Source organism: Bradyrhizobium sp. SZCCHNRI1009, from assembly GCF_032487575.1.
Classification (GTDB): Bacteria; Pseudomonadota; Alphaproteobacteria; order Rhizobiales; family Xanthobacteraceae; genus Bradyrhizobium.
This window is the reverse complement of sequence record NZ_JAUEUL010000004.1, coordinates 199,636-213,536: the sequence shown is the minus strand read 5'-3', so window position 1 is coordinate 213,536 and position 13,901 is coordinate 199,636. Positions and strand designations below refer to the sequence as shown.

Annotated in this window: 13 protein-coding genes; 4 read left to right on the top strand and 9 right to left on the bottom strand. The window is 65.9% G+C overall.

The genetic code is table 11. The features are described 5' to 3' along the window. Nucleotides 1-185: 185 nt before the first annotated feature. Complete coding sequence (locus QX010_RS10050; RefSeq protein ID WP_315803828.1) at nt 186-611, bottom strand: DUF1330 domain-containing protein; 426 nt, start codon at nt 609-611, stop codon at nt 186-188. 154 nt (nt 612-765) lie between these two features. Between QX010_RS10050 and QX010_RS10045 the strand changes: the two genes are divergently transcribed. Next, nucleotides 766-2,970 (top strand): penicillin-binding protein 1A, encoded by a 2,205-nt coding sequence (locus tag QX010_RS10045; RefSeq protein WP_316179421.1) that lies wholly within the window; start codon nt 766-768, stop codon nt 2,968-2,970. A gap of 142 nt (nt 2,971-3,112) precedes the next feature. Here the strand turns inward: QX010_RS10045 and QX010_RS10040 are convergent, their stop codons facing one another. The 5 genes from QX010_RS10040 to QX010_RS10020 all read right to left on the bottom strand — a co-directional run bounded on the left by QX010_RS10040 (nt 3,113) and on the right by QX010_RS10020 (nt 10,194). Then, a complete protein-coding gene (locus QX010_RS10040; protein WP_316179166.1) occupies nt 3,113-5,776 on the bottom strand; it encodes an EAL domain-containing protein in 2,664 nt (887 codons plus the stop codon). Between the two features lie 316 nt (nt 5,777-6,092). Next, nucleotides 6,093-6,932 (bottom strand): SprT family zinc-dependent metalloprotease, encoded by an 840-nt coding sequence (locus QX010_RS10035; RefSeq protein WP_315803829.1) that lies wholly within the window; start codon nt 6,930-6,932, stop codon nt 6,093-6,095. A 208-nt stretch (nt 6,933-7,140) separates the two neighbouring features. Next, nucleotides 7,141-8,469 (bottom strand): polyhydroxyalkanoate depolymerase, encoded by a 1,329-nt coding sequence (locus QX010_RS10030; protein ID WP_315803830.1) that lies wholly within the window; start codon nt 8,467-8,469, stop codon nt 7,141-7,143. 124 nt (nt 8,470-8,593) lie between these two features. After that, on the bottom strand, nt 8,594-9,406 hold the full coding sequence (locus QX010_RS10025) for an ABC transporter permease (RefSeq protein WP_316179164.1): 813 nt from the start codon (nt 9,404-9,406) through the stop codon (nt 8,594-8,596). Continuing rightward, nucleotides 9,403-10,194: an ABC transporter ATP-binding protein gene (locus tag QX010_RS10020; RefSeq protein ID WP_316179162.1), complete on the bottom strand. Its 792-nt coding sequence runs from the start codon at nt 10,192-10,194 to the stop codon at nt 9,403-9,405. Before QX010_RS10020 ends, QX010_RS10025 begins: the two co-directional genes overlap by 4 nt. 97 nt (nt 10,195-10,291) lie before the next feature. Here QX010_RS10020 and QX010_RS10015 point away from each other — a divergent pair, with 97 nt between their 5' ends. Beyond that, nucleotides 10,292-11,647 (top strand): ActS/PrrB/RegB family redox-sensitive histidine kinase, encoded by a 1,356-nt coding sequence (locus QX010_RS10015; protein WP_316179160.1) that lies wholly within the window; start codon nt 10,292-10,294, stop codon nt 11,645-11,647. Between the two features lie 177 nt (nt 11,648-11,824). Further along, complete coding sequence (locus QX010_RS10010; protein ID WP_315715137.1) at nt 11,825-12,379, top strand: ActR/PrrA/RegA family redox response regulator transcription factor; 555 nt, start codon at nt 11,825-11,827, stop codon at nt 12,377-12,379. 34 nt (nt 12,380-12,413) lie between these two features. Here QX010_RS10010 and QX010_RS10005 read toward each other — a convergent pair whose 3' ends face one another. From QX010_RS10005 to QX010_RS09995, 3 genes are all read right to left on the bottom strand, one after another. Further along, nucleotides 12,414-12,779 (bottom strand): hypothetical protein, encoded by a 366-nt coding sequence (locus QX010_RS10005; RefSeq protein WP_316179158.1) that lies wholly within the window; start codon nt 12,777-12,779, stop codon nt 12,414-12,416. 207 nt (nt 12,780-12,986) lie between these two features. Beyond that, a complete protein-coding gene (locus QX010_RS10000) occupies nt 12,987-13,283 on the bottom strand; it encodes a hypothetical protein (RefSeq protein ID WP_315803835.1) in 297 nt (98 codons plus the stop codon). Beyond that, complete coding sequence (locus QX010_RS09995; protein WP_316179156.1) at nt 13,276-13,545, bottom strand: hypothetical protein; 270 nt, start codon at nt 13,543-13,545, stop codon at nt 13,276-13,278. The genes QX010_RS10000 and QX010_RS09995 overlap by 8 nt, the downstream gene beginning before the upstream one ends. 62 nt (nt 13,546-13,607) lie before the next feature. On the opposite strand from QX010_RS09995, the gene QX010_RS09990 reads away from it, so the two are divergent. Further along, entirely contained in the window at nt 13,608-13,772 is a 165-nt protein-coding gene (locus QX010_RS09990; RefSeq protein WP_315803837.1) for a hypothetical protein, read from the top strand. Nucleotides 13,773-13,901 lie beyond the last annotated feature (129 nt).

The window sequence follows — 13,901 nt, the reverse complement described above, 5'->3', positions numbered from 1 at the left end:
GATGTTGGCGTTCCCTATCGCCGTCCACCGCCGCGCTCCCTCCCCCCTTGTGGGGGAGGGTTGGGGAGGGGGTAGCTCCGGGCGACCGTCTTCGTGGCCACCCCCTCCCTAACCCTCCCCCACAAGGGGGGAGGGAACCTACCGCCGATGGGGCGTCGACTTCGACCAACACTGCTGAGAAAAAACTACGCCGGCACCTCGCCAAAGTTCTTCCCCACCGGCAGTACCGCATGCCGGATGAGCCGCGAGTCTTCCACCGCCGCCTGCCTGTGCTTCACCGCTTCGCGGTAGACGGGATCCCGGATCATCTCGACGAACGCCTGCACGGACGGATATTCCGCGATGAAGCAGTGATCCCAGCGCTCCTCCTGCGGGCCGATCAGCATCAGCTCGAAGCGGCCCTGCCAGATGATGCGGCCGCCGAGGCGCTCGAACACCGGGCCGCTCTCGCGGCCATAGGCGGCATAGGCTTCCGCGCCGCTGACCTTGCGTCCGTCGGGATAGGCCGCCTCCTTGCGCAGTCGCACCAGGTTCAGCATGTGGATCGGACCCGGGCGGTCGTTCTCCCGGAACTGCGCGAACACCTCCTTGGTGGGATCGATATGGCCCATGAACTCCCTCGTCTGTTGCTGTTTACCTTGGCTTAACCATAACGCGGCGTTACGAGCGCGAAACTCCTAATCGCGCGTTAAGCTCTTCCTAACTGCCCCTTAAACTCCGGACATTACCGTGGTCGGACAGCGGGATCGCGGGCTCGGGTTGCGTATGGCGCGGGGACGGAAACAGGGCGGCGGACGCAAGGAGCCGCGATTCGGTCTTGCGGCCGCGATGGCCGATCTGCGCCTCGACCCCAAGGATCGCATTCCCTCCGACAACGCGCCCAAGAAGTCCGCTGCAAAGAAAAGGCCGGTCGAGCCGGACGACGAGGACGATGTGCCGGCGCGCGCGCCGAAAGCCACCCCACCGAAACCGAAGCCTGCCCGAGCCAAGTCACGCTGGGGGATGTCGGTCGGCCGCATGTTCTACTGGGCACTGGTTTGCGGCCTGTGGGGCGTGATCGCGCTGGTCGGCGTCGTGATCTGGGCCGGCGCGCATCTGCCGCCGATCCAGTCGCTGGAGATCCCGAAGCGGCCGCCGACGATCGAGATCGTGGGCTATGACGGCAGCATGCTGGCGCAGCGCGGCGAGATGGCGGGCGCCAATGTCGCGCTGAAGGATCTGCCGCCCTATCTGCCGAAGGCCTTCATCGCCATCGAGGACCGCCGCTTCTATCAGCATTTCGGCATCGATCCGATCGGCATCGCCCGCGCCGTGGTCGCCAACGTCCTGCATCGCGGCGTGTCGCAGGGCGGCTCGACCCTGACGCAGCAGCTCGCCAAGAACCTGTTCCTGACCCAGGAGCGTACGCTGGCGCGCAAGCTGCAGGAGGCCGAGCTGGCGCTGTGGCTGGAGCGCAAATATTCCAAGCGCGAGATCCTGGAGCTGTATCTCAACCGGGTCTATTTCGGCTCCGGCGCCTATGGCGTCGAGGCGGCGGCGCAGCGCTATTTCGGCAAGTCGGCGCGGCAGGTGACGATCGGCGAGGCCGCGATGCTCGCAGGTCTCGTCAAGTCTCCGTCGCGGCTGGCGCCGAACCGCAACCCGGAGGGCGCCGCCAAGCGCGCGCAGACCGTGCTCGCGGCGATGGCCGACGCCAAGTTCATCACCGACGCCCAGGCGCAGGCCCAGATCGCGCACCCTTCCGTCGCAGTGAAGCCGGCGGGCGCCGGCACCATCAACTACGTCGCCGACTGGATCGGCGAGGTGCTCGACGATCTCGTCGGCCAGGTCGAGGAATCGATCGTGGTGGAGACCACGATCGATCCGAAGCTGCAGAGCGTCGCCGAGGCGGCCATCATCGACGAGCTCGCGGCGAAGAGCGTCAAGTTCAACGTCAGCCAGGGGGCGCTGGTGGCGATGACGCCGGACGGCGCCGTGCGCGCCATGGTCGGCGGCCGCAACTATTCCGACAGCCAGTTTAACCGCGCCGTCACCGCCAAACGCCAGCCCGGCTCGGCGTTCAAGCCGTTCGTCTATCTCACCGCGATCGAGCAGGGCCTGACGCCGGACACGGTCCGCCAGGACGCGCCGCTCGATCTGAAGGGCTGGAAGCCGGAGAACTACACCCGCGAATATTTCGGCCCGGTGACCTTGACCCAGGCGCTGGCGATGTCGCTCAACACGGTCGCGGTGCGCGTCGGCCTCGAGGTCGGGCCGAAGAACGTGGTGCGGACCGCGCACCGCCTCGGCATCGCCTCCAGGCTCGATCCCAACCCGTCGATCGCGCTCGGCACCTCCGAGGTGTCGATGATCGAGCTGGTCGGCGCCTATGCGCCGTTCTCGAATGGCGGCCTCGCCGTCTCGCCGCATGTGGTGACGCGGATCAGGACGCTCGACGGCAAGCTGCTCTACATGCGCCAGACCGAGCAGCCGGTGCAGGTGATCGAGCCGCGCAACGCGGCGATGATGAATCAGATGATGCAGGAGACGCTGATCTCCGGCACCGCGAAGAAGGCCGAGATCCCGGGCTGGACCGCTGCCGGCAAGACCGGCACCAGCCAGGATTTCCGCGACGCGTGGTTCATCGGCTACACCGCGCATCTCGTCACCGGCGTCTGGCTCGGCAATGACGACAACTCGCCGACCAAGAAGGCGACCGGCGGCGGCCTGCCGGTCGAGGTCTGGACGCGCTTCATGCGATCAGCGCATCAGGGCGTGCCGGTGGCGGCGCTGCCGAATGCACAGAGCCCCGGCGTGGTCCCGACACTGGCGCAGATCGCCTCACAGATCACGGCGCCGACGGCCCCTGCCCCCAATGCCGCCTACTCCGCGCGCTCGGCGCCGCCGCCAAGCCGCAACAATGTGCGGCCGGAGCCCGCCGCCGGCCTCGATGGCTGGCTGGTCGACCGGCTGTTCGGTGGTCGGCGCTGAGCTGAGCTCATCGCGTGACGACTTGCGCCACGCCCACCGTCATTCCGGGGCAAGGCCGCAGGCCTTGAACGCGGAATCTCGACGTGGCTTGGCTGGCGTTCGTTCAACAAGCTCGGCTGAGGATGGATGGAGCCCGGCTGGCTCAGCCGGCCGCCTTGGCGATCGGAAGCGGAGCCGGGTCAACCGCCCCAGAACCAGCCGTCTGCGCCAAAACGCGTCCGATCTGCCGCAGCATCAGGCTCGCGCGGTGGGCGCTGTAGTCCAGCAGCCAGCGGCTGAAGGCACTGGCGGCCATCGGCCGCGCGAACAGGAAGCCCTGCATCGCATCGCAGCCGAGCTCGGCCAGCAGCTTGCGCTGCGGCTCGGTCTCGACCCCTTCGGCGACCACGGCCACGTCGAGGCTCTGGCCGACGCGCACGACCGCGGTCACGATCGCCCGCGTGCCGCTGTCGTTCTCGAAATCGCGCATGAAGCTGCGATCGATCTTCAGCTCGTCGATCGGCAGCTGGGCCAGCCGGCTCAGGCTGGAATAGCCGGTGCCGAAATCGTCCAGCGACAGGCCGACGCCCATGTTGCGCAGCTCGTTCATGGTCGCGATCACCGTGGCGCGCTCGTTGAGGATCACCCCTTCGGTGATCTCCAGCATCAGCATCTTCGCCGGCAGGTCGTTGGCGGCCAGGATCTGCGCCACCATCGCCGCCAGGTTGACGTTCTGGAAGTTGATCGGCGACAGGTTCACCGAGATGCAGGGGATATCGAGACCGGCACGCCGCCACGACGCCATCTGCTGACAGGCCAGCTTGATCGACCACACACCGATCTGCTCGATCAGACCACATTCCTCGGCAAGCGGAATGAACTTGGCGGGCGAGACCTCGCCGAGCACCGGATCGTGCCAGCGCGCCAGCGCTTCGACGCCGTGGATCGCGCCGTCGCGGGTGCGGATCTGCGGCTGATAGTGCAGGGTCAGGGCCTCGCTGGCGATCGCCTCGCGCAGCGCGGTCGAATGCATCAGCCGCTCTTCGGCGAGCTTGTCGATGTCGGCGCTGAAGAAGCGGTAGGTCGCCCGTCCCCCGCGCTTGGCCTTGTACATCGCCGCATCGGCCTGCTTGATCAGGGTCTCGATGTCCTTGGCATTATCAGGATAGAGGCTGAGCCCCATGCTCGCCGACATCGGCACCTGCCGCTTGCCGATCGTCAGCGGCATGGCGAGCGCCGCGGTGATGCGCGCCGCGGCCAGCGAGGCCTCGAGCGGATCGCGGTTCTGCAGCACGATCACGAACTCGTCGCCGCCGAGCCGGCCCAGCATGTCGCCGGCGCGGATCTGCGCCCGCAGGCGGTTGGCGAAGCCGACCAGGAACTCGTCGCCGGCGGCATGGCCCAGCGTGTCGTTGACGTCCTTGAAATTGTCGGCGTCGAGGAAGGCGACGGCGACGTGTCCGCCTTCCGGACAGGCCTTGATGGCCTCGGCGATCAGCGACGGGATGCGGGCACGGTTGGGCAGGCCCGTCAGCATGTCGTGATAGGCGACCTGCGAGATCGTCGAGCGGACCTCCTGGCGCTCGATGGCGAGCGCACCGAGCTGGACGCAGGCGGCGACGATCTGCTCGTGCCAGGGGCTGGGGCCGCGGCATTCACGGAAGTAGAAGGCAAAGGTGCCGATGACGCGGCCGTCCTTGCCCTTGATGGGCGACGACCAGCAGGCGCGCAGGCCGGCGGCGAGCGGGCCGGCCTTGTAGGGCTGCCAGCGCGGATCATTGTCGATGTCGCGCGACAGCACCGGCTCGCAGAGATAGGCGGCGGTGCCGCAGGAGCCGACGTCCGGCCCGATCGGGATCCCGTCGAGGCTGGCGGAAAAATCGGCCGGCAGGCTCGGGCCGCCGAGCGGATGCACGTGCCCATCGGAATCGACGTGCAGGATCGAGCAGACGACGTCAGGGGCGAGCTCTTCGACCCGGCGGCACAGTTGATCGGCGATGGTCGTGATCGAAACGTCGGACGCCAGCGACGCCATGATCAGCTGCTGCAGCGAGCGCAGCTGCTTGGTCTCCCGGATGTCCGTGAGCAGCCCGAACAGATATCTGACCTTGCCCCGCCTGGTCCGGTGCGCCTTGACATAGGCGGTCGTCCAGATCTCGCGGCCGTCCTTGTCGTAGACCAGCACGTCCTCCTCGATGCCGCGGTCGTCCTCGAGGCATTGCCTCAGCCGGTTGACGATGGCGGGATCGGTGCAGGGGCCGGTCAGCAGTTCCTCGGCGCGGCGCCCGATCGCCTGTTCAGGCGTGTAGCCGAACAGGCTGGCAAAGGCGGCGTTGGTGTACAGGACGTTGAGATGGCGATCGGTGACGATGACGGCCCGGTTGGTCCGATCGGCGACCGATGTCAGCAGCGCATTGCGCTCGCGCATGTCGACTTCGGTGGTCACGTCACGAATGAACAGCAACGAACGGACCGGCTCATCCTCCCGGCCCGGCGGGAGCGCGCACAACGACAGGCGGAGGCGGGTCCGCCCGCCGTCGGCATGGCGCATCGTCATTTCGCGGGCGTCGGACTGGTCCGGCTCCTGCTGCGCGTCGGTCGCCTCGGCGCACGGGGTCGCCGCGATCAGATCCGCGGGCAGACCCAGGCTTTCGAGGTCGGCGCCGACCAGAGCGGCCGGCTCACGCCGCAGCAGCACCGACGCCGCCTGATTGGCGTGCTGGACGTGACCCTGCGCGTCGAGAAAGAGAATCGCCTCGGAGGCACCGTCGAGCGCGGCAGAGAGCAATTGTGTGGATGCGGCCGGTTGAAACTCGCTTGCAAACATCGTTCGATTCGAGGCGCGCTGCACGTTTCGAGAGAAACGATCGGCGCTTTGGTTGCAGCGAACGGCCCGGCAGCTCGCTGGGACGTCACCTTGGGTTGATTGCGGTAAATCTGGCGAGCGCAGCGTTACAGCCACGTTAAGGCGCCGCCGATTTGGGCAATATCCTGCGACTGCAGGCGAGAAGGCTTAAGAATTCGATAGTCCGCAGGCGGGTTCTGAGTTCATCGATGCAGATTGGAACCCGACGAAGAAATGGCCCGGACCAGAAGGCCGGGCCATTGGGACTCACATCGTCGAGAGGTCTGTCGTCGAGACCTCAGTCGTCGATGCCATAGCGATGCAGATCGTTGCCGCAGGTGTCGAGCCACTTCTTGGCGCGCTCGACCGAGGCGCAGATTCTGCCGCACACCTTCCAGAACCGCGGCGAGTGGTTCATCTCGATCAGATGCGCGACCTCGTGCGCGGCGAGATAGTCGAGCACGAAGGGCGGCGCCAGGATGAGACGCCACGAGAACGACAGCGAGCCGGCCGAGGTGCACGAGCCCCAGCGGCTCGACTGGTCGCGGATCGACAGCCGCTTGACCTTGACGCCGAGCTGCTCGGCATAGCCGTCGGCGGCCTTCTGCAGGTCACGGCGCGCCTCGCGCTTGAGGAAGTCAAGCACGCGGCGTTCGGTGTGCTCGATCCCGCCGGCCACGCACAGGATCTTCTCGCCGCTGTCGCGCGTCTCGGTCCACACCGTGCCGCGCTCGCCGGCGCGATGCACGATCTTGTGCGGCACGCCGCGCAGCGGCACCAACGTGCCCGGCAGGAATGGCGCCGCCTTCGGCAGACGGCCGAGACGCGCCGCGATCCACGCGCCGTGACGCTGCGCGAAGTCTTTCGCTTCGATGATGGTGCCGCGCGGAGGCATCGTCAGGATCGCTTCGCGATCCGACGGATGAATTCTCAGGGTATAACGTCGCGCACGACGGTGACGCCGCAATCTAATCGAGTAGATTTGCGAGCCGTGCTTGACGAGAAGACGCGAGGGTTCGGCGGGCCGCCGATAAAGTAGCGCGCGAGTGGCCATTTCTGTCAGTCCGGGGGGTAAGAACTCGCCCGGATTTTGCCATATCCACCGCCAGGGAAAGCGCTCGGCGCAAAAACAAATCATTTGCCCAACATACAGGGGTTCCGAAGGTTCCGCACCCCAGCAGTTGGGCCTCTCAGGCTCCCGAAGATATGAATTCAGATTCAAAAGCATCGCTCAAGGAGCGACGCCACATTCACTGCTTGAGTCACTCCTGAATTCCGGTTTCTACCGTCCCTTCAAAGAGTTACCGCGCAGCCGGATTCGGATGCGCGGTGAATGTGATTGTCGCTCATTCAGCCGCAATGGCGAGCAGCGACTTGGGATCGGCCGCCGACAACATGAAATCGTTGATGCGCGGCACGATCTCCGACTTGAATCGCGAGCCGTTGAACACGCCGTAATGACCGACACCCGGTTGCACGTAGTGAACCCGGCGATGATCCGGGATCGACGAGCAGAGTCCATGCGTCGCTTCGGTCTGACCGAGACCGGAGATGTCGTCCTTCTCGCCTTCGACGGTCATCAACGCCACACGCGTGACCTTCGACGGGTCGACCAGCGTGCCGCGATGGGTCATCTCGCCCTTCGGCAGCGCGTGTCGGATGAACACCGTCTCAACCGTCTGCAAATAATATTCCGCAGCCAGGTCCATGACGGCGAGATACTCGTCGTAGAAGTCGCGATGCTTGTCGACCTGGTCGCCATCGCCCTTCACCAGATTGGCGAACAGCGCCTTGTGGGCGTCGACATGGCGGTCGAGGTTCATGCTGATGAAGCCGTTCAGCTGCAGGAAGCCCGGATAGACGTCGCGCATCACGCCGGGATGCGGGAACGGCACCTTGGTGATGACGTGGTTGCGGAACCAGTCGATGCCGCGCTCCTGGGCGAGATTGTTCACGCCGGTCGGATTGCGCCTGGTGTCGATCGGGCCGCCCATCAGGGTCATCGAGATCGGTGCGAACGGATCGCGCTCGGCCTCCATGACCGACACCGCGGCCAGCACCGGCACCGCCGGCTGGCACACCGCCATGACGTGCATGTTGGTGCCGAGGAAGCGCAGCATCTCGATGACGTAGTCGATGTAGTCGTCGAGGTCGAAACGGCCCTCGGCCAGCGGAACCATCCGCGCGTCGGACCAGTCGGTGATGTAGACCTCGTGGGTCGGCAGGAACGCCTCGACGGTACCGCGCAACAGCGTCGCGTAATGGCCGGACATCGGCGCCACGATCAAGAGCCGGGGCTGGGGCGCGCGCAGAGGGCGGGTCAGCTTGCGGTCGAAATAGAGCAGCCGGCAGAACGGCTTTTCCCAGATCGCGCGGACCTCGACCGGGGTCCGGATGCCGTTGACCTCGGTCTCGTCGAGGCCCCATTCGGGCTTGCCGTAGCGGCGCGTGGTGCGCTCGAACAGCTCGCAGGCCGCCGCGACCGACTTGCCCATCTCGGTATGCGCCCAGGGATTGAGCGGGTTCTGAAACAGGATCTTGGTGGCATCGGTGACAGCGCGCGCCGGATTGAGCGAGGCATGCGCCATTTCGTACATCCAGTACATCGGCGTCGTCAGGACCGGACTGCCTTCCGACGCCAGGGGCGGTGCACCGCCAAACTCACCTATCGGCATTCTCGTTCAACCTCTCTGCAACGCAGCATACTGCCGAATGCGTAATTAAGCGTCAATGCGGTGTTGTACGTGTCAACGCCGCAAAGCGACGAAATGAGCCCGGAAATCCACGGGAAAAGCGCAATTATTCCCCTGCCGCCAGCAGCGAGCCGGCGCGGCGCGCGCTGCGCAAAAGAGCAATGAATGCCGCAAACGACGCCAGCAGCAGGGCGGCATTGAGCCCGAGCGCGGTCAGCATCAGGTCGGACCGGAAGACGTGATCGGCCAGCAGCGCGCGCATGCCTTCGAACACGTAGGTCGGCGGCAGCGACCAGGCGACGAGCTGCAGCCAATGCGGCAGCACCTGGACGGGATAGTACACGCAGGCCAGCGGCATCAGCGCGAACATCAGCGTCCAGACGATGCTCTCGGCGCCGAGCCCGTTGCGCAGCACCAGCCCCGATACGAAGATGCCGACCGCCCATGAGGTGAAGATCAGGTTGCAGAAGAACGCGATCAGCGGCAGGCCGAGGCTGTAGAAGTTGAAGTCGAAGAACCAGATCGCGATCAGGGTCATCGGAATGATGCCGATGGCCAGCCGGATCAGGCTCATCGTCATCAGCGCCAGCAGGAATTCGACCGGGGTCAGCGGGCTCATCATCAGGTTGCCGATGTTGCGCGCCCACATCTCCTCCAGGAAGGAGATCGAGAAGCCGAGCTGGCCGCGAAACAGGATGTCCCACAGGATGACTGCGCCGATCAGCGTGCCGCCGGCTTTGGCGAAGAAGCCGGCATTGGCGGTGATGTAGGTCTGCAGGAACCCCCAGGTGATGATCTGCAGGGTCGGCCAGTACATCAGCTCCAGCAGCCGCGGCCAGGACGACAGCAGCAGGTACCAGTAGCGCAGGATCATCGCGCCGATGCGGTGCGGCGAGATGTGGAGGGAAAGATCGTTCATTGCGCCGCCTCCCGGTCGCGGCCGCGGGCGACGTCGAGAAACACCTCCTCGAGCGTCGAGCGGTTGTAGCGCGCCATGATCTGCGCCGGGCTGTCGTCGTCCTCGATGCGGCCGCGCTTCATGATGATGACGCGGTCGCACAGACGCTCGACCTCCAGCATGTTGTGGGAGGCGAGCAGGATGGTGGCGCCGCGGCGCTTCCGGTAGCGCTCGAGATGGCCGCGCACCCAGTCGGCCGTATCAGGATCGAGCGAGGCGGTCGGCTCGTCCAGGAGCAGCAGCTCGGGATCGTTGATCAGCGCCTTCGCCAGCGCGACGCGCGTCTTCTGCCCGGCCGAGAGCTTGCCATTGGCGCGATCGATGAAGTCGGTGAGGTCGAGCTGCGACGCGAGTTCGGCGATCCGCTCCTTGAGGTGGTCCACCGCATAGAGCCGGCCGAAGATGGTGAGGTTCTGCCGCACCGTGAGACGCATCGGCATGTCGACATAGGGGCTCTCGAAGTTCATCCGCCCCAGCACGGCCGCCGCCTCGTCCGGCATGCTGTGGCCGAGCACGGCGACCTCGCCCGAGGTCGGCTGCACCAGCCCCATGATCATGGCAATCGTCGTGGTCTTGCCGGCGCCGTTGCCGCCGAGCAGCCCGGTGATGCTGCCCCGCCGGATCGCAAAGGAGATGCCGTCGACGGCCGTCGTCGTCTTGTAGACCTTGGTCAGCCGCGACACGGCAATCGCGGGCGAAACCGAGCCGGAATCGGATGAGAGGGTCGGCACTGCGTCATCTTGCGTCATGGGAGGGGTTCATTGAGGCATTGTGCCGCAAACCGCAACAGGCCACCAACGGCCGCCCAGATTTGTCGCCGCGCCTGCGCGGCATTAGGTTCCCGTCATGACCGACGACGCCCTGATCATCGACACGCCCGACACCGACTATCGCCATCCGCGCCAGCGCGTCCGGCTCGACACCATCCTGCGACTGCGCTGGCTGGCGGCGCTCGGTCAGTTGAGCGCGATCTTCATCGTGGTGCAGGGGCTGGAGTTCGACCTGCCGGTGGTGCCCTGTCTGGCGGTGATCAGCATCTCGGCGCTGCTCAATCTCGGCCTGCAGATCGCCTTCAACCCGATGCAGTTGCTGGAGCCGGCCCACGCCGGTGGCCTGCTCGCGCTCAACATCATCGAGCTGACGGTGCTGCTCTATCTCACGGGAGGGCTGGAGAATCCGTTTTCCTACATGTTCCTCGCGCCGGTGCTGATCTCGGCGACCGCGCTGCCGGTCCGCCTGACGATCATGCTCGGCCTGCTCGCCGTCGCCTGCGCCACCGCCTTGTTCTTCATGCACCTGCCGCTGCCGTGGGAAGGCGAGGAGCCGCTGATCTTCCCGCCGATCTATCTGTTCGGCGTCTGGCTCTCGATCGCGCTCGCGATCGGCGTCACCAGCCTCTATGCGTTCCAGGTGACCGAGGAGGCGCGGAAGCTGTCGGACGCGCTAGCGGCCACCGAGCTGGTGCTGGCGCGCGAGCAGCACCTCACCCAGCTCGACGGTCTCGCGGCGGCCGCCGCGCACGAGCTCGGCACCCCGCTCGCGACCATCGTGCTGATCTCGCGCGAGTTGGAGCGCGCCCTGCAGGACAACAGCCAGGTCACGTCCGACATCAAGACCCTGCGCGAGCAGGCGCAGCGCTGCCGCGACATTCTCGGCAAGATCACCCAGCTGTCCTCGATCGGGTCGATGTACGACCGGATGAAACTGTCGACCTTGATCGAGGAGACGGTCGCACCGCATCGCGACTTCGGCGTCGACATCAAGGTGCGCGTCGCGGTGGCCGCAGCCAAGGAACCGGTCGGCTCACGGAATCCTGCGATCCTCTATGGCGTCGGCAACATCCTGGAGAATGCCGTCGATTTCGCGCGCAACGCCGTCGAGGTGAACGCCTGGTGGAACAACGAGACGGTCGAGATCGTGGTGTCCGACGACGGCCCCGGCTTCGCACCTGATATCCTGAAGCGGATCGGCGAGCCCTATCTGTCGCGGCGGCCGAGCGTCGAGGACGGCCCGGGAGGTAACCAGGGCGGCGGACTCGGGCTCGGCGTGTTCATCGCCCGCACCCTGCTGGAGCGGACCGGGGCCAAGGTCTCGTTCAGCAATCGCACCTTCCCCGACCACGGCGCCGTGGTCCAGATCGTCTGGCCGCGGCGGCGCTTCGAGGCCAGCGAGGATGACGATGGCGAGGCGGAGCCGGAATGAAACCTGCGGGGCAGCCGCCGCTGGCGCGGTCCTGGCATACGGCACACCGGCCCCGCGCGGCGTCACGCCGCAGACTGCGGCAACCCGCGATCTTGGCAGCGGCGACTCGGCAGACCATATGAGGATGGACCAGATCGTCTCGCAACCATCGAGCCATCTTCTCAAGGATATATGACCGTGGGCGCCATCGCCGAACTGACGAACCACCCGGACCGCTCTCTCCTCATCGTGGAGGACGACAAGCCGTTCCTGGAGCGCCTGTCGCGCGCCATGGAGACTCGCGGCTTCACCGTCACCTCCTGCGAAAGCGTCGCCGAAGGTATTTCACAGATCGGCAAGGCGGCGCCGGCCTTTGCCGTGGTCGACCTCCGGCTCGGCGACGGCAACGGCCTCGACGTGGTGTCGGCGCTGAAGCGCAAGCGCCCCGAGGCGCGCGCCATCGTGCTGACCGGCTACGGTAACATCGCGACCGCGGTGACGGCCGTGAAGATGGGCGCGGTCGACTATCTCGCCAAGCCGGCGGATGCCGATGACGTGGTCGCGGCGCTGCTGTCGACCACCAGCGAAAAGTCCGAGCTGCCGCAGAATCCGATGTCGGCCGACCGCGTGCGCTGGGAGCACATCCAGCGCATCTACGAGATGTGCAATCGCAACGTCTCGGAAACGGCGCGCCGCCTCAACATGCACCGCCGCACCCTGCAGCGCATCCTCGCCAAGCGCGCGCCGAAGTAAGGCCGAAGTAAGCGAGCGCTTGCTCGCTCCGGCGTCAGTGCGACTTCACGAACGCCTGCAGCGCATGGAACACGGTGCGCCGCGGGTTGCGGCTGCACCAGTTGCGCATCCAGCTGTCGACCTCGGTCAGATCGAGCTTGATCTGCCGGCCCTCGTCGCCGCGGTCCGCATTGATGGCCGAGACGTAGCCCATCATCCATTGCTGATATTTTGATATGGCGTTGACGTAGGGCTCGTCGCCATTGCTGATCGCCTTGTAGGTGCCGGGTGGCTGCTCCTCGGCAGCGGCGATGAAGCGCTCGCAGGAATCGGCGCCCGCGCCCAGGACGTAGAACGCCTTTTCCTCCGCGCGGACTCCAGTCGCGAAGAGCAGTGCCAACGCCAAGACCACCCGTCGCATCTGTCGTCCCTGTCCGCACCCCTGGGCTGGATACTGCTCGAACCTTAAAATTGTTCCGGCATGTTGCGCCCTATGCGGGGCAATTATCGGGCAAAGCCGGGGAAATTGCCGGGAGGCCAGACGGGTCGATGCTGTCGCCCTGGCAACAGTCCTGAAGCGGGCGCGGTGCATGATAGGCTGATAGGCGCCACGATTCGCCGGCTCGCGTCAGCTCTCCCCGGCCAGCCGGGAGAAATCGGCCAGCACGGCGGCGATCAGCTCTCGGTGCCTGGTATCCTGTTCCGCAAGACTCGCGGCATAGAGGTTCAGCAGATAGCGCGCCTTCGCGGCAGCTTCCGGCCACGACGCAGCCGCGTGGGCGAGCAGGTGCTGCTCGAGAACCGCCTGGCGCTCGCGCAGGTCCCGTGCGTGAGTTTCGGCCTCCGCCAACGCGCGACGCAGGTCCACGGCCTTCTGCGCGCTCATCCCGCGGTGGCTGTCGAGATCGAGCGGTTCGTCAGTCATCCGATGCACTCGCGTCGATACGCTGCGCGTCTGCAAGATCGGCCGAACTGATGGATACCATCTCGACGGCACCAGAGTGCGGACGGTCGGCGGGCAGCATCATCATCGTCGCGACCCGGCGGTAGGCAGCAAAGGACAGCCCCTCGATCATCTCTTCGTCCGTGACCACCTCATAGGTGCCTTCCGGCAGGAGACGCTCGATGCTTCTGATCCGGAACGGATGTCTGAAGGTGACGAATTCGCGCCGCGAGCGAATGCTCATCTGCGCCTACCTTTCGCAACAGGCCCGCTGTCGCTGTCGCAACCTCAAGGCTTCTACGAAGCATGCGCCTTGCGGCCGGCAATAGCCACCGCTTTCTCGTCAGCACGACGGATGAGCGGCTGGGCCGTCATCGCACCGTGTCGCTGCGCTTTGGTGCTCGCTATTACAGGAGCCAGGGTGTATCAATGGTGATCACCGCCATTCCGACGGCATTCACCGGTGACTGAGGGTCACGAGCGCTCCCGCCGCAAACCACGCGAGGGATAGCCAATGCCGCAGTTTCGTCTGAGCGAGTGGATCGTTCCACCCATCATCGTGCCGCTGCTGCTGATCCTTCTCGCGCTCGCAACTGCCGC